Origin of the sequence: Streptomyces sp. NBC_00859, assembly GCF_045161865.1 — a bacterium.
In the GTDB taxonomy this organism is placed as follows: domain Bacteria; phylum Actinomycetota; class Actinomycetes; order Streptomycetales; family Streptomycetaceae; genus Streptomyces.
Genome location: NZ_CP108826.1, coordinates 67,492 through 83,327, shown reverse-complemented (window position 1 = coordinate 83,327; position 15,836 = coordinate 67,492). Strand labels below are relative to the sequence as shown.

The window sequence follows — 15,836 nt, the reverse complement described above, 5'->3', positions numbered from 1 at the left end:
CTACCCGAAGGACGTGAGGCAGTGACAGCTCAGAACACGATCTCCAGTGCGGTCCCTGCGCGGTTTTGGACACTCGGGGCAAACGCTGCCAGGAGCCGCCCGCACCCCCAGGCACTGCACCTCGACGAACGCCAGCGCAAACTCATCGCGCTCCTCCGGGCGGGCTGCACCGATTCCAGCGCGGCGAGCCGGCTCGGCGTGAGCCCCCGGACGGTGACCAACATCCTGCGTTCCCTGATGGACCGCCTCGGAGTGGACAACCGCTTCCAGCTCGGCATGGCCCTCGGAGCCCTCATGAGTCCCGACCAGCCCGCCGGCGCCCCGCGCGGCCCCGGCCCGTTGTCGTCCGGCAATGTGCGCACCATGGTCCCCGGCCTCTCCCGCCGCTCGTCCCCGGCCGTCGAAAGGACACGCGCCAGGCACCTGGGATGACGTACGGGCGTGAACGAGCGGCCGCGGGCGGGAACAGCGCGGGCCGCGGCCCCGCGGCGGCCCTCCCGCTGCCCCTCCCGGGACGCTCCGGATACGGCGCGCATCTCAAGCCCGTCGCCGCAACGGCCGAAGAGACAGAAGGGAGCACGGGGGCACAGCCCGGCCCGGCTCGGCCGGCGCCAGGATCCATCACTGCCGGCGCAGCCGCGTGGCCCCCGTACAGCCGTACGCAGACGGAGGCGATCATGAACGATGACTCGAAGTCCACCGCGACGCCGGCCCCCGGCGACGCCAGCCCCGCGCTGCCCCCGGTCGTCGAACGGGCCGCCTGGCAGGCCGAAGTGGACGCGCTGCGCGTGAGGGAGAAGGCACATACCCACGAAGGCGACTCCATCGCAGCGGCCCGCCGGCGGCTGCCGATGGTCGAGGTGGACGCCAGTCTCGGGCTGATCGGACCCGGTGGGCCGCTGACCCTGCTCGACGCGTTCGAAGGACGCCGACAGCTCATCGCCTACTACTTCATGTGGAACCCGGGCCGGCCCGCACCCGAGCAGTGCGAAGGCTGCACCTTCTACACCAGCCACGTCACCGAGCTGTCCTACCTGCATTCCCGTGACATCACCTACGCGGTCTTCTGCCAGGGGCGCAACGTCTCCGCCGGCGGGGGAGAGCCCCGGGCGTCGTACGACGAGAGCGTCCGCTACCGCGACTTCATGGGCTGGGACATGCCCTGGTACTCGGCGCAGCCCTCCCTCGACGCGCTGCTGGTGGGACGCCGGCTGGGCCTGTTCCACCTGGTGTGCTACCTGCGGGACGGCGACCGCGTGTTCGAGACGTACTGGACCACACGCCGAGGCGTGCAGACCATGGACTACAGCTACGCGCTGATGGACCTCACCGCCTACGGACGGCAGGAAGGCTGGGAGGACTCGCCCGCCGGCTGGCCCCAGCAGTGCTCCAACGTGCGGACGCAGGGCGGCCCGCCGGGCTGGCCACCCGTATCGGACCGGTCGGGCGGACGCCCCATCGGTCAGTGGCCGCGCCTCGCAAAGGGCCGCTGCGACGACCTCGGGAGCCGGGGGAGGGGGACGGCGCCGGGACCGCACACGTGCCACTAGTCGTTGCGGGCCAGGACGTTGGTGACGGCGCCCTCGCCGCCCCGGATCGTCCCGGCGGCGGCAGCGGTGCCGTCGCGGCGCTGAAAGCGGACTGACGCTGCGCCGCGACCGGAGCCCGGCCGGCGTGACCGCCGGCCCTTCGCCGATGCCGGGCAGAGCTTGGGTCCGCGGTCCCGTCCGGACCTAGATCATCCGTACGTTACGTTGCGGAGCTGAAGGCAGCCTGTGTGATTCATGGCCGGTCCTGCTGAACCGCGTGTCCGGAACAGCAGGGGGCGGGTGGTCCTGTCGGGTGACGGCGGCTCAGCGGACCGGTTTTCACCGGGCGTGCGGGGCCGTCCGGGCGCCGAGAATTTCGGCGAGGGTACGCCAGATGTCGGCGGCCAGGTCGATGTTGAGGGCGTCGCGGGCTTCGGTGGCGAGGGCCTGGAGGCGGGCCACGCCGCGGTCGGTATCGCCGTCGATCATCATGAGGCGGCACCGGAGGATGTCCAGGCGCATGCGGTCGCGGAAGCTCAGCTGCAGATTGTTCTTCTCCAGTCGCCGGCACAGTGTGCGGGCGTCGTCCAGGCGGCCTTCGTCGAATGCCAGGCGGGCACGGAGGGAGAGCAGCTCCTGCTTGTGCCGCTCGGTCCCCACGAGGCCGATGACCATCTCCGCTTCCCGCAGGCGTTCGGCCGCGGCGTGTGTGTGGGGCGGATTGATCTGGAGGTACATGGATGCGGCGGCCATGCGCAGGCGAAGCCAGAGCAGCAGATCGTCGTGGCTGTCGAGGCCGGCGAGCGCTTCTTCGAGGAGTTTCAGGGCGGTGGTGTGGTCTCCCTGGCGGACCCGGACCATGGCACATGTCCACCGCGCTTCTGCCGGCAGTGTGCCCGAGGTCTGCGGGGCGAGTTCCAGGAGTTCGTCGGCGTGTGCCGCTGCCTCCGGCAGCCGCCCGGCCTCGGCCTCGGCCGATACCAGTGCCAGAAGGGCACTGACGCGCTCGTGGGCAGGCAGGTCATGCTCGGCGGCTGTCCGGGCGGCCCCCGCGGCGTAGCGCAGAGACTCCTGGACCTGCCCCGAGCCGCGCAGACATCGGGCCAGTTGCGTGCGGGCCCGTACGCGTAGTTCGGGACGGGGCAGTCCGTCGCTGAGCTCGGTGAGCTCACGCAGGTGCTGCAGTTCCTCCTCGTGTTCGCCGTTTCGGCCCGCGTACCGTGCCAGCAGCCAGAGCGCCTGCCAGCGAAGCTCGGGGCTGTGGTTCTCGTCCGAGCCCAGTGCTTCGCGCAGGGACCGGGTGAGCTGGGGAACGTCGGCCTCGGTGGTGGATGCCGCGGTGGCCAGCAGGGACGGCAGGTCGGTCGGGGCGGCGAGCATGGCCGGCTCTTCGAAGTCCCGGGCAGGGACGCCCAGTCGGTCGGCGAGATAGGTCGCGGCCCTCTCGGTGGGCGGGCGTTCGCCGCGCTCCAGCCGTGAGAGGTATCCCGTGGACATGCCTTCGCCCGCCAGCGCTTTCTGCGAGAGGCCGCGTTCGACGCGCAACGACTTCAGTCTTCGCCCGAAGCCCGGCTGCCCCCAGGAGTGGACCGTTCGTGCCACCACGGGGTGGAGTGCGGCACCACGATCTTCGTTCACCATTGGGGCCCCTCGCTTCTGGGCATCTGCAGATGACGGCTGCCCGGCCCGGCCGCTACACCTGTGCGCCGGGTGAGGTGCGCCGTGCACATGCAGGCTCCCCTTTGAGTCGCATTGTGGAGTCACTCAGGCTAATCGACTGGCGCAGCATTGGCAACTTGCTGTCTCTGTCTTGGCAACCCAGGATCCTCGCCGCCTCCTCCGGGGCCGCCCATGGTCACGCTCTGGGTGTAGCTATTCACAGTTCCCTAGGTTGTTGCCAAGTTGGACAATCTTTTGGCATGGGTTGCCAACGGTCGATTCGGCGGTCTAGGTTCCTCATCGAGGGCAACGGAGCGAACACGTTTCGTGAGCGCCCTGTCCGGCAGTCCGCCGGGCTCGGGACCTGCGACGCAGACCCGGAACAGACAACGGGAGAAAACACCATGAGATCCAGCCAGCGTGTACGGCGTGTACTGATCGCTCTCGGCCTCTTCGTCATCGTTCAGGCCGGCGGTCACGCGGCCTACGCGACGAGTCCGCAGCACGAGGCGTCGGCAGCCGCCGCCCAGGACACCACCACTGGCGAAATCGACTGGCCGTGACTCTCCTTGCCCAGCGGACCGCCAGCGAAAGGAACGGCATGACCACGGCCCTGGCCGAAGTACGCCCCCACCCCGCGTTCGACACGCTCCGACACGATCTCGACCAGCTCCGCGCAGCCGGTCTCTACCGGGACTTCGTCGCGTGTTCCTACCTCGCCGACGAACCCGGCCACGCCATCCACAAGGACCGGCGCATTCAGGTGTGGTGCACCAACGACTACCTCGGCATGAGCCAGCACCCGCAAGTCATCCAGGCGCAGGTCGACTCCACCCTCCGCCACGGCACCGGAAACGGGGGGTCCCGCAACATCGCGGGTACCAGCGAGGCCCACGTCGCACTGGAGACGTCACTGGCGAGCTGGCACGGCAAGGAACGCGCCCTCGTCTTCAACAGCGGCTACATCGCCAACCTGGAGACACTCAGCACGCTGATCGGCGCAGTGCCCGACATGGTGGTCTTCTCCGACGCTCTCAACCACCGGTCACTGATCGAAGGCATCCGCCGGACCGGCGCCGACAAACACGTCTTCCCGCACAACGACCTCGGCCAGCTGGAGAGGGCACTGGCCGGCCACCCCGTCGAGCGCCCGAAACTGATCGTCTTCGAGTCGGTCTACTCGATGGACGGCGACTACGCACCGCTGCGCGAGATCTGCGACCTCGCGGAGCGCTACAACGCCCTGACCTACCTCGACGAGACCCACGCCATCGGTACCAACGGGCCCACCGGCGCCGGCCTGTGCGAGGAGACCGGCGAGACCCGGGTCACCTTCGTCCAGGGCGTGTTCGGCAAAGCCGTCGGCACCACCGGTGGATACGTCGCCGGCCCCGACACCGCACTGGACTACGTACGTTCCCACGCACCGGGCTTCATCTTCACGACCACGATTCCGCGCTCCAGCCTCGACGCCACCGTCACCAGCCTGGAGATCATCCGACAGGACGCCCGGCTCCGCCGTGACCTGCGGCGCAACGCGGCACGGATGAAACAGGCCCTGCGCCGGGCGCACATCGACTTCATCGACGCACCCAGCCACCTGGTACCCGTGCTCGTTCCCGGCGGCGCCCGCATCCGCCAGGTCTCGCGCCGCCTGCTGGACGAGTACGGGATCTATGTACAGCCCGTCAACTTCCCTTCCGTGCCAAAGGGCGGGGAACGGTTCCGCGTGACCGTCGCCCCCTTCCGCACCCCCCAGCAGATCGACGACTTCGCCAGTGCCCTGCGCACCTGCCTGTCCGAGAGCTGAAACCGTTCCCGCCGCAGCGTCCGCCAGGCCGTTGCCGGCACCACGTTTCCGTGCGCCGCACCACTGCCCACCGGACCACTACCCAGGAGAACCCACCATGGACATGCGTGACCTCACTCCGTTCATCGGCACCGAGATCACCGGTGCCACCATCGAGGACCTGCGTCAGGACGAGGTCTTCGACTCGGTGCTCGAGCGCCTGGCCGAACGCGAACTCGTCGTCGTGCGGGGCCTGCAGATCACCCCCTCCGAGCAGATAGAACTGGCCCGCCGCATCGGCCGTCCGGTCCCCTTCCTCATGAGCCGGTACCGGCACCCCGACCACGAGGAGATCATGATCTCCTCCAACGAAATGCGAGAGAACAAGCCGGTGGGCGTCGCCCGCGTAGGCAACTTCTGGCACCAGGACTCCAGCTACGTCGCCGACCCCGCCCCCTACACCCTGCTGCACGGCGTCAACGCCCCCAGCACCAGCGGCCACACCCTCTACGCCAACGCCGTGGACGTCTACAACCGCCTTCCCGACGAGTGGAAGGCCCGCATCGCGGGGCGCACGGCACTGCACTCGGTCGCCAAGCGCTACCGCATCCGTGCCGAGCATGCCGGCCTCTCGGTGGCTGAACTGCGCGCCGTCATCGCCCAGGAGCACCCGCCGGTGGAACACCCGCTGGTGTGCAAGGACCCCGACAGCGGCCACGAGTACCTGTACGGCGCACCCGAGTACCTGCACTCCGTGGTGGGCTTCGACGCCAACGAGAACGAGGAGTTCTTCTCACTCATCGACTCCTTGATCCAGGACCCGGACCACGTCTACGTCCACCGCTGGACCCCCAACGACCTGGTGCTGTGGAAGACCGCCACCACCTACCACGCGGCCACCGCCGTGGAGCCGGGTGTCTCGCGCACCGTCCACCGCGTCAGCATCGTGTCGGCTGATCAGTGGGCGGCATAACCGACATCGAGATCCGCTACCCCGCGTCGCAGGTGAGCGTCCGTGCACTGCACGCGGGGTCGGGTCTCGGCATCGAGGAGATCCGCGCGGTCACACACTGCGAGACGTTCCCCGTCCTCGGCGAGAACGAACCGTCCTGGCGCCTGGCGCTGGACGCAGCACGGGCGCTGCTCGACCGGTCACCCGCCGCCGCCTCCTCCATACAACAGGTGATCTTCGCGGGCTCCGGCGAGTGGGACCTGCCGTTCTGGTCGCCCGCCGCGAAGGTCGCACACGCACTCGGCATCGAGACGGCGCACTGCTTCGAAGTGACAAACTTCTGCAACGCCGGCACCGCGGCACTGCAGATCGCCTCCGACGCGCTCACCCGCAGGGGCGACGACGGCCACGCCCTGGTCCTGATAGCCGACCGGCTCAGCAGAATGGTGGACCAGGGTGACCCCGGCTCCAAGGCACTTTTCAATTTCGGTGATGCGGCTGCAGCGGTTCTGCTGGCGCGTGACGGGGGGATCCTCCCCCTCCTCCACACCGCCACCCGCACCGATCCCAGCTGGAGCGACTACTACTACGGCGAGCGCCGTGACGGCGACGTCATCATCCGCCGCGGCCCCCACCGCAAGGGCCTGGCACAGGCCTACGTCGACAACTTCACCGCACTCGTCGACGACAGCCTCGCCTCCCTGGGCCGCAAACCCGGCGACATCGACCACTTCCTGATCAACCAAGGCGACCGCACCATGCACCTGCGGCTCCTGCAGGCTCTCGGGATTCCCGAGGAACGCAGCGTCTTCAACTACCACCGGCTGGGTCACATGGGCGGGGCAGACACCCTGATCGCGCTCCGGGACCTCCTCGACCAGGAGCGCCTTCGGCCCGGCGACCTCATCCTCCTGGCCACCAGTGCCATGGGTTTCACCTGGGGCGTCACGACTCTGGAGTACCGACCATGAAGATCCTCGTCATTCACCAGGTGCCCTACCGCAAGGTCGAGTACCACCGGGCACTCGACCACCACCAGCACGAGATCACCTACGCCGGTTCAGCCAGCATGCTCGCACGCGTTCCCACCGACCTGCCCTGCACCCTGATGGAAATCCCCCAGGACGAGGACGTCGCAGACACAATCATCGCCCGTACCTCCCGCGCCGACGGCTACGACGATGTGCTCTCACTGTCGGAGTTCGGCATCCTCCTCGCCCACCGGGTACGCGAGCACCTCGCCCTGCCCGGCCCCTGCCTGCAACAACTGGAGCAGGTCCGCGACAAAGTGACCATGAAACAGGCGCTGGAGGGATCCGGCATCCGGGTACCGCGATTCGTGCCGCACCCCCCCGCCTGCGGCCCGCTGCCGTGGAGCGGACGCACCGTACTCAAGCCACGCCGCGGCGCGTCCAGCGAGGGCGTGAGCGTGTACGAAACGGCCCGCGAAGCACTGGCGGCATACCGCAAACTGCAGGACCGGCTGGACTACCAGCTGGAGGAGCACATCGACGGACACATCCTGCACACCGACGCCGTAGTCCGCGACGGATCACTGACCTCCCTGGTCACCAGCAGATACGTCGGCAAACCGGTCGACTTCGCCGACGGCAAGCCACTCGGCTCACACCAACTGCCCCACGAACCCAGGCACCACGCCTTCGCCGCCCAGGTAGTGGAGACCCTGGGCATCACCACCGGCTGCGTGCACCTCGAATTCTTCGAGACACCCGACAACGACCTGGTGTTCCTGGAGATCGGCAATCGGGTCGGAGGGGCCGGCGTGATCACCGCCCACCACCGGCACACCGGCGTCCACCTGCCGTCCTGGGAAATCGCGGCCCGGCTCGGCCTCAACCCTGTCCCGGCACAGCAGCCCAGCGGCCGCTACCACGGCTGGCTCGTCCTTCCGGGCCACCACCTGCCACCAGGCGGCGACCACAACATCGCCGTACCCCGCCGGCTGCGCGAACACCCCTGCATGGACCGCCTGCACGTCCTCGCCCCCGGCACCCCCCTGCCCACCGAGATCACCTACCAGGAATGGAAAACACCGGTCTTCGTAGAGGCCTCACACCACGACTCCGCCCTCCTGCGGGAATTCCTGGAGGACTGCGCCCGCTCCATCACGGTCGAGGGAGGCACAACACTGTGATCCACCACCCCACCGACCTGCTGCTCGCCGTCGAGGACGCCCGCGCCGAACTGGACACCGCACCCACCGGCCCCCTCGCCACCCTCCTGGCACAGCACGACCTGACCCCTCTCGCCCTGCTCCTGGCCCCCGACCCCCTCACCCGGACACTCGACGATCTCTTCGACGGACTGAGCCAGTACCCATGGCAGCCCCTGCCGGCCACCGGCGACGTCGTGGAATGGTCACCGGTCGGCCGTGTCGTGCTGGACGACATACGCCCCGGAAACACCCTGCGGGGCCTGCTGCTGGGCTGGGCCACCGGGAACACAGTCGTCGTCCACGCCCCCGCGAACCGGATCCCCTTCTGGAACGCACTCCTGCAGGATCTGCGCGGCCGCACCCACCGCCTCCCGCCGGGCCACGCCACGGACCACACCGGCGAGACGGACGGCACAGCAATACGCGTCCCCGACGCAGCACTACTGCCCGACGGCCTCCGCACGGCGCACCAGACCCCAGCCGTATCCGAAACGCTGGTGACACCAGCGCACGACGACCCGTCGGCACTACGCATCCACCTCCCCGCCAACCTGGTCACGGACGAGAAAGCACTGGGACGGGCCCTGTGGGCCGCAGACCGCGACGCAGCCTGGACCCGCCAGCTCTCCCGCCGTACACACCACCACGGCGTATCCCTCCCCGCAGCCCGCAGCCAGACACCGGCGGACGCGGCGGACGCGAGGATCGACGCCAAACTCCGCTACCTGGTACGACGCGCCTCACACACCACCCACTACGCAGGACTGCCCCCCATCACCGGCCGCGCCGACCTGAACACGCTGCCCGTTCTGGACAAAACAGCCCTGGAAGCACACTCCCTGCCCCACGGCAGCGGCCTGTCCACCGACGCCGCCCCCAGCGGCGAAGTACTGCGCAGCGGAGCATCCAGCGGCACACCCCGCTACGTCGTCTACTCCCGCAGCGACTGGGCCAACATGGTCCGCGAGGCAGTCCCACTGTTCTACGCACTGGGACTGTCCGAAGGCGACCGGCTGGTCAACACCCTCTTCGGCGGCGGCCTGTACGGCGGCCTCGTCACCACCGTGTGCGAACTCTCCCTCATGCCGGTGCAGTGCTACACCACCGGCCAGCTGGTGACCGTCGACGACCTGCTGATGCTCACCGGCGAAGGCTTCGCCGCCAACGCCGTACTGGGACAGCCCGCCCTGCTCCTGCCCCTGCTCCGCCAGGCCAAGGCACGCCGGCCACAACTGCGGCTGCAAAAGGTCATCTACGGCGGCACACCCATGGCGGAGACCGACAAGGACTGGCTGCGCCGCGAACTGGGCACCGAGATCATCTCCAGCATCCTGGCCGCGAACGACGGCGCCCAGCTCGGCTACCAGTGCGCCGCCATGGGCGGCTCCCTCCACCACCTGTGCGAGGACTACAACCTCATCGAGACAGTGGACGACGACGGACGACCGGTACCCGACGGAGAATTCGGCCATCTGCTGGTCACCTGCCTGCAGAAGACCGAAGGCCCGTTGATCCGCTACCGCATAGGCGACTACGGCCGCCTCCGCCACCACCACTGCCCCTGCGGCGTCTCGGGCCCCGTCCTGGAGTATGCAGGCCGCTCCGACGGCCTCCTGAAGATCATGGGCCGCCGCGTGCTGCACGGCGAACTCCTCGACGCCCTCACACCATTCGGCATCGCACGCCTCCAAGTGGAGATCCTGTCCGACGGACACCGGGAGACAGTGGTGCTGCGCACCGAGTCCGACCCCCAGCCCGACCCCGAGAAGGTGCGCTCCCACCTGCTGGAACGCTTCGCCTCACTGGGAGAGACGACCGACTTCGACGCAGGCCTCGACGTCTTCGCCCTGCGCGTGGAATGCCTCCAGGAGGGCGACCTGCCCCGCGACGCCGTCAGCGGGAAGTTCGCCACCGTCATCGACCACCGACTGGAACCCGTCTCATGATCGCGACCACCGCGGATCGGACCGTGACGACCGACCCCCTCACACACGCCTACCAACAGGCCGTCAACACCCCCGGAAGCCAACTGGCACACGCCATGCAGCGCGCCGAACAGGCCCCCGAACTCAAAGACTGGGCAGGGCAGTTCCTCTCCCGCCCGGTATTCGCAGACCGCAGGCAGCTGCGAACGTTCGCCGACGACGTACACCACATGCTGCGCCTGCTCACCTCACTCCCGCACCGCCTGTTCGACGGAGACCTCGACCGGTACTGCGCAGCAGCCGGCATCGAGGGACCTCGAGCAGAACTCGCCCGGCACTGCGGCGGGGGCGCCCCACCGCTGTACGGGCGGGCCGACATGTACCACGACGGCACCTCCTTCCGACTGCTGGAATTCGGGCTCGCCAGCGCGGTCGGCGGTGTCGACCGCGCCGGCGAGATACCCCGCGCACTGCTCGGCGACCCCGAGTTCGCCGCCTTCGCCGACCACCACGGACTGCAACACACCGACACCGGCGCACAGCTGGCCACAGCCCTTCGCACAGCGGGAGCAGCCGTGGCGCCCGGACGCGACCCGGTGATCGCGCTCGTCGAGGGACCCGGCGGCCTGGCCCGCTACGGCACCGCCTGGCGGCCGCTGCGATCCATGCTGCGCCGACACGGCCTGGAGTGCCACATCGGAGAACTGGACGGCCTGCGGCTGCAGGGCAACCGCCTGGCGCTGGCGGGGACACCCGTCGATGTGATCTTCCGGTGCTTCAACACCGAGCAGGTGCTGGCGGAACCCGACGGGCTGGACCTGATCGCCCCTGTACTGCACGCCCACCGTGAAGGACTGGCCGCCCTGTGGATACCGATGGAGAGCGAGCTCTTCGCGGGCAAACGCGGCATGGCACTGCTGTCCGACCCCCGCCACACCCAGGCGTTCTCCACCGAGGACCGGGCCGTGGTGGAGCGAACCCTGCCGTGGACGCGACGCCTGGGCGCCCCCGAAGACCTGCGCGACTCGACACTCATGGACTACTGCCGGCACGAGCGTGAACACCTGGTGGTCAAGCCCGACGCGGAGTTCGGCGGACGCGGCGTGGTGGCAGGCTGGGACACCGCCGTGGACGACTGGCGACGCGTCCTGCACGAAGGCGCAGAAGCCGGGTGCGTGGTGCAGCGCCGTGTGGTCCCGCGCCCGGAGCCGGTCACCGACCCGGCCACCGGCCAGGAACATCTGTGGCAGACGGCCTGGGGACTCTTCTACACCCCCGCCGGACACGCGGGCACCTACGCGAGAGCGTTGCCGTCCGGCCTCAGCCCGGTCATCGGCATCACCGCCCACCCCGCGACACGGACAGCCGGCGTGTTCCACGGAGACACACAGTGACCACCACCGCGCCGGAATCGGCCGGCGCCCCGACTCAGGACCGGCGCCCCCGGATGGGACGTGACTGGTTCCTGCTGTGGTCGGCCGGCGCCGTCTCCACCCTGGGCGACGGCGCGCTCCTGGCCGCTCTGCCCCTGCTGGCCCACCGGCTCACCGACGATCCGCGGCTGATTTCCGGCATCACGCTGGCCGCAGGACTGCCATGGCTGCTGCTGGCCGTGATCGGCGGCACGATCGTGGACCGCTTCGACCGCCGCCGGCTGATGGTAGCGGCGCAGGTCGGCCAGGGCCTGCTCGTTGCCGGCATCGCACTGACCGCGACCCTCGGCCTGCACCAGGTATGGCCCCTCTACGTACTCGCGTTCGGAGTGGGGACCGGCGACGTCCTGTTCAGCGGCGCCAATCAGGCCCTGGTGGTCAACGTCGTACCGTCAGACCTGCTGGAAGCGGCCAACGGCCGTCAGATCGCAACCGAATCAGTCACCCGGGACTTCGCCGGGCCACCTCTCGGCGCCGCCCTGTTCGCCTTCTGGCTCCCACTGCCCTTCTGGATCGACGCCCTTACCTTCCTGACGTCACTGCTGCTCGTCCTGCGCATCCGCCGACTGCCCCGGCAGGAGCGCGTGAACGCCCCCGCCTCACTGTTCGCGGGCACCGCCGAGGGCCTGCGGTTCCTCCTGGGCCACCGGCTACTGCGCAACCTGTCCTTGATGGCGGCCGCCAGCAACTTCTGCAAGACCATGGCCCTTTCCACACTCGTTCTCTTCGCCCGCGACATACTGCACGTGGGTGACAGCGGCTACGGGCTGCTGCTGGCCGCGATGGCGGTCGGCGGAGTGCTGGGCGGCCTGGCATCCAAACGGCTCGTGGACCGCTTCGGCGGACGCGCAGTAGCGCTCACCGTCCAGCTCGCAGGCCCATTCATCTGGTTCGCCATCGGAGTCCTGGGCCGCAGCGCCCTCGTCGTGGTCGCACTCTTCACCCTCCGCTCGGCGTCACTGTCGGTCTGGAACGTCGTCTCCGGCACGCTCAAACAGCGGCTGACCCCCAACGCACTGCTGGGCCGTGTCAGCGGCGCCGGACGCATGCTGGCCTACGGAGCCATACCCCTGGGGGCCCTGGCAGGCGGGATGGTCGCCGACTCCTACGGCCTGGTCGCCCCATGGACCGTCGGCGCCGTCCTCAACCTCGCCGTCGTCCTGCTGGCCCTGCCCACCCTGCGGCGCTGGGACAACGACTGACCCCCCACCGGCCGGCCGGCCCCAGCACCCTTCCCCCGCACAACAGGAGCAGCACATCATGAAGCCCACCATGCTCGCCGTCCACCAGGCCCGCCGCCCCGACGGCATGCCCGTCGCCGAAGACTTCGCCTTCGTCTCGTCCCCGCTTCCCGTCCCGGAACCCGGGACAGCCCTCGTGGAGAACCTCTATCTGTCCGTCGACCCCTACATGCGGGAGAACATGGACGCGGTATGGCAGCTCGGCAGCCCACTGGAAGGGCGCTCCCTGGGGCGGGTAGTGGACTCCCGCACCCCCTCGCTCCCCGAAGGGACCATCGTCCAGCACCGCCAGGGATGGCGAACCCACGCCGTCGTGCGACCCGACGACGCCCGGATCCTGCCGCCACACACCGGGGTGCCACTGACCGCATGGCTCGGCATTCTGGGCGGCACCGGGCTGAGCGCCTACGTGGCACTGACCAAGATCGCCAAAGTACGCCCGGGTGAGACAGTCTTCATCTCGGCAGCCGCCGGTGGAGTCGGCAGCGCAGCCGGCCAGATGGCCCGGCTGCGTGGTGCGGGCAAGGTGATCGGCAGTACGGGCTCGGCAGCCAAGGCCGCCCGCCTCACCCAGCTGGGCTTCGACACCGCCTTCGACTACCACGCCGGCCCGGTGCGCGACCAGCTCGCCCAGGCGGCACCCGACGGCATCGACGTCTGCATCGACAACGTCGGCGGGGAGCACCTGGAGGCCGCCATCGCATCACTGCGCGAATACGGCCGCATCGCATGGTGCGGCGCCATCGCCCAGTACAACAGCACCGAGCCGCCGCCCGCACCCCGCAACCTCTTCGACATCGTCGAGAAGAGCATCACGCTGGAGGGCTTCCTCGTCCGCAACCACCGCGACAGCAGACACGAGTTGGAGGACTTCCTCATCCCGCACCTGCAGGAGGGCCGCGTCCTTTCGCAGGAGACCGTCATCGACGGCTTCGACCACGTCGTCTCCGCGTTCACAGGCATGCTCCGGGGCGAGAACAGCGGCAAGATGCTCGTCCGGCTCACTTCTGACTGACGCACGCCGCACCCCACATCCCTTCCCCTCCCACCCTCCCGTTCCCGATTTCCAGCCGCCCCGCACGCCGGCTCGAGGAGTTCGCATGCACACAACGGATGACCCCTGGCAGTCCCGTTACGCCACCCGCACGGCTTTGATGGTGCCCTCCGAAGTCAGGGCCCTGTTCGCTGTAGCGGCACGGCCGGAGATCATCTCCCTGGCCGGCGGCATGCCCGACGTCGGCGCTCTGCCGACCGGCGTGATGGCGGACCTGGTGGCCGCACTCCTCACCACACACGGAAAAACGGCACTGCAGTACGGGACGGCACAGGGCGACCCGAGCCTGCGGGAAAGCATCTGCGAAGTGATGTCGCTGGAAGGAGTGGCCGCGGACCCGGACGACGTAGTCGTCACCGTAGGATCCCAGCAAGCACTCGACCTGGTCACACGTCTCTTCGTCGACCCCGGCGACACGGTGGTGACCGAAGCCCCCACCTACGTGACCGCGCTCGCGGTGTTCGCCGCGCACCAGGCACGCGTGGCACAAGTAGAGATGGACGAGGAGGGAGTACTGCCGGGCGCCCTCTCGGAAACCTTCGCGCGCCTCGCCGCACAGGGACGACCGGCCAAGCTCTTCTACACGATCCCCACCTTCCACAACCCGACCGGTATCACCATGAGCGCGCGACGCCGGCAAGAGGTACTGGAGGTGTGCCGGCGGGCCCGCGTCCTCGTGCTGGAGGACAACCCGTACGGGCTGCTCCGGTACGACGGCGAGTCGCTGCGGCCCCTGCGGGCGTCCGCCCCGGACGAGGTGATCTACCTCGGCTCCTTCTCCAAGACACTGGCCCCCGGCCTGCGCGTGGGATGGGCACTGGCACCCCCGGCAGTACGCGAGAAACTGGTCCTCGCCGCGGAGAGCGCGATGCTCTCACAGTCCCCGCTGACACAGATGACCGTGGACCGCTACCTGCGCACCCAGCTCTGGCAGGCCCAACTGGTGGAAACCTGCACGATGTACCGCTCCCGGCGGGACGCGATGCTGCGGGCCCTGGAGCGATACATGCCGCCCGGAGCCAGCTGGACCGTACCGCAGGGAGGCTTCTTCGTGTGGGTCTCACTACCGGAGCCGCTGGACACCAAAGCGATGCTGGACGCCGCGGTCGCCGCCGGTGTGGCTTACGTGCCGGGCACTGGCTTCTACACCGGCGGCCGCGGCCGCCGCGAGCTGCGCCTCTCCTTCTGCTACCCCACCCCCGAACACGTCACCGAGGGCGTACGGCGGCTGGCCGCGGTGCTTCAGGACGCGTGGGAGCCGCTTTCGGCCCCTCACCGAATCCCGGTGCTGAGCAGCCGATGAGTGCCGGGCCGGCGGATACCGATTGCGAACTCTGCGACCGACCGACCGACCGACAGACCGATCGCTCGCCGGAGCCGGAGCCGAAGTGCGGCTCGGACTGGCTCCCCGCGCCGGCCCGAGCAAAGACACCGGCCAGGGCGAAGCCCTCCTCCGATGCACCGGAAAGACGGCAGGCGAGAAGGAAGCCTCCCGCAACAACCACTCCACAGACTTCGACGTCCACTGACGCCAAACCCCAACCCCGCCGGGAACCGCTCCCGAAACACCCCCTCAACCACCGGGGACAGGCCCAGCCCTACTCGGTGTGTGAGGTGTGGGTAGTGATGTGGATGTACTGGACGTCGAGTTCGTCGGCAATCGTGATGAGAGCGCCGGCAAGGGCGCGGACGGTCACGGGTTCCAGAGTGATGTCCGCACTGTCCTCGACAACGAGTACGGGAATCCCGTCACATGTACCGGCTTTCCAGCTGCGCGCGATGGAACGCAGGAGCGCGGTGACGTGGCCAGCGGGTACGGTCAGCCGCCCGTCGGTCTCAACACTGACCTCGGGCGCCGCGAGCCGCGCCTCGCGCCCTTCGCCACCGGCGGTCATGCTGCCCACCCCACGCCCAGCACCCGCAGAGCATCCAACTGCCCCCGGGCGAGCCCGCCCCGCCGGGATCTGGAGTCAAAGACCCCTGCGCCCAGCTTCACGGCCACTGACTCCCTCTCACCGCCACCTGCGATCTGCCCGCTGCGATCACGTGGCACCGGCCGGCCTGCGCCTCCTCGTCCC

14 protein-coding genes are annotated in these 15,836 nt (G+C 69.1%); 12 read left to right on the top strand and 2 right to left on the bottom strand.

Going from position 1 to position 15,836, the window contains the following annotated elements; translation table 11 throughout:
• The first annotated feature begins 21 nt into the window (after nt 1-21).
• Nucleotides 22-432 (top strand): helix-turn-helix transcriptional regulator, encoded by a 411-nt coding sequence (locus OG584_RS00360; RefSeq protein WP_405773750.1) that lies wholly within the window; start codon nt 22-24, stop codon nt 430-432.
• A 245-nt stretch (nt 433-677) separates the two neighbouring features.
• Nucleotides 678-1,550, top strand: coding sequence for a DUF899 family protein (locus OG584_RS00355; RefSeq protein ID WP_405773748.1), 873 nt, complete (start codon nt 678-680; stop codon nt 1,548-1,550).
• Nucleotides 1,551-1,868: 318 nt separating this feature from the next.
• On the opposite strand, the gene OG584_RS00350 is transcribed toward OG584_RS00355, so the two are convergent.
• The gene (locus OG584_RS00350; protein WP_405773746.1) at nt 1,869-3,170 is read right to left on the bottom strand and encodes a helix-turn-helix domain-containing protein; all 1,302 of its coding nucleotides are present in this window, start codon (nt 3,168-3,170) and stop codon (nt 1,869-1,871) included.
• Between the two features lie 422 nt (nt 3,171-3,592).
• Here OG584_RS00350 and OG584_RS00345 point away from each other — a divergent pair, with 422 nt between their 5' ends.
• The 10 genes from OG584_RS00345 to OG584_RS00300 all read left to right on the top strand — a co-directional run bounded on the left by OG584_RS00345 (nt 3,593) and on the right by OG584_RS00300 (nt 15,061).
• A complete protein-coding gene (locus OG584_RS00345) occupies nt 3,593-3,751 on the top strand; it encodes a hypothetical protein (protein WP_405773744.1) in 159 nt (52 codons plus the stop codon).
• Between the two features lie 38 nt (nt 3,752-3,789).
• Nucleotides 3,790-4,998, top strand: coding sequence for a 5-aminolevulinate synthase (gene hemA / locus OG584_RS00340; RefSeq protein ID WP_405773742.1), 1,209 nt, complete (start codon nt 3,790-3,792; stop codon nt 4,996-4,998).
• Between the two features lie 97 nt (nt 4,999-5,095).
• A complete protein-coding gene (locus OG584_RS00335; RefSeq protein WP_405773740.1) occupies nt 5,096-5,950 on the top strand; it encodes a TauD/TfdA dioxygenase family protein in 855 nt (284 codons plus the stop codon).
• Nucleotides 5,938-6,900 carry a 3-oxoacyl-ACP synthase III family protein gene (locus OG584_RS00330; RefSeq protein WP_405773738.1) on the top strand — a complete coding sequence of 321 codons (963 nt, stop codon included), beginning with the start codon at nt 5,938-5,940 and terminating at the stop codon, nt 6,898-6,900. Before OG584_RS00335 ends, OG584_RS00330 begins: the two co-directional genes overlap by 13 nt.
• Complete coding sequence (locus tag OG584_RS00325) at nt 6,897-8,084, top strand: acetyl-CoA carboxylase biotin carboxylase subunit family protein (protein ID WP_405773736.1); 1,188 nt, start codon at nt 6,897-6,899, stop codon at nt 8,082-8,084. Before OG584_RS00330 ends, OG584_RS00325 begins: the two co-directional genes overlap by 4 nt.
• Nucleotides 8,081-10,051 (top strand): phenylacetate--CoA ligase family protein, encoded by a 1,971-nt coding sequence (locus OG584_RS00320; RefSeq protein WP_405773734.1) that lies wholly within the window; start codon nt 8,081-8,083, stop codon nt 10,049-10,051. The genes OG584_RS00325 and OG584_RS00320 overlap by 4 nt, the downstream gene beginning before the upstream one ends.
• Complete coding sequence (locus tag OG584_RS00315; RefSeq protein WP_405773732.1) at nt 10,048-11,424, top strand: hypothetical protein; 1,377 nt, start codon at nt 10,048-10,050, stop codon at nt 11,422-11,424. Before OG584_RS00320 ends, OG584_RS00315 begins: the two co-directional genes overlap by 4 nt.
• The gene (locus OG584_RS00310; RefSeq protein ID WP_405773730.1) at nt 11,421-12,665 is read left to right on the top strand and encodes an MFS transporter; all 1,245 of its coding nucleotides are present in this window, start codon (nt 11,421-11,423) and stop codon (nt 12,663-12,665) included. Before OG584_RS00315 ends, OG584_RS00310 begins: the two co-directional genes overlap by 4 nt.
• Nucleotides 12,666-12,723: 58 nt before the next feature.
• Nucleotides 12,724-13,719 carry an NADP-dependent oxidoreductase gene (locus OG584_RS00305; protein ID WP_405773728.1) on the top strand — a complete coding sequence of 332 codons (996 nt, stop codon included), beginning with the start codon at nt 12,724-12,726 and terminating at the stop codon, nt 13,717-13,719.
• An 85-nt stretch (nt 13,720-13,804) separates the two neighbouring features.
• Nucleotides 13,805-15,061, top strand: a complete 1,257-nt coding sequence (locus tag OG584_RS00300; RefSeq protein WP_405773726.1) for a PLP-dependent aminotransferase family protein — start codon at nt 13,805-13,807, stop codon at nt 15,059-15,061.
• A 295-nt stretch (nt 15,062-15,356) separates the two neighbouring features.
• Here OG584_RS00300 and OG584_RS00295 read toward each other — a convergent pair whose 3' ends face one another.
• Nucleotides 15,357-15,653 (bottom strand): hypothetical protein, encoded by a 297-nt coding sequence (locus OG584_RS00295; RefSeq protein WP_405773724.1) that lies wholly within the window; start codon nt 15,651-15,653, stop codon nt 15,357-15,359.
• Nucleotides 15,654-15,836 lie beyond the last annotated feature (183 nt).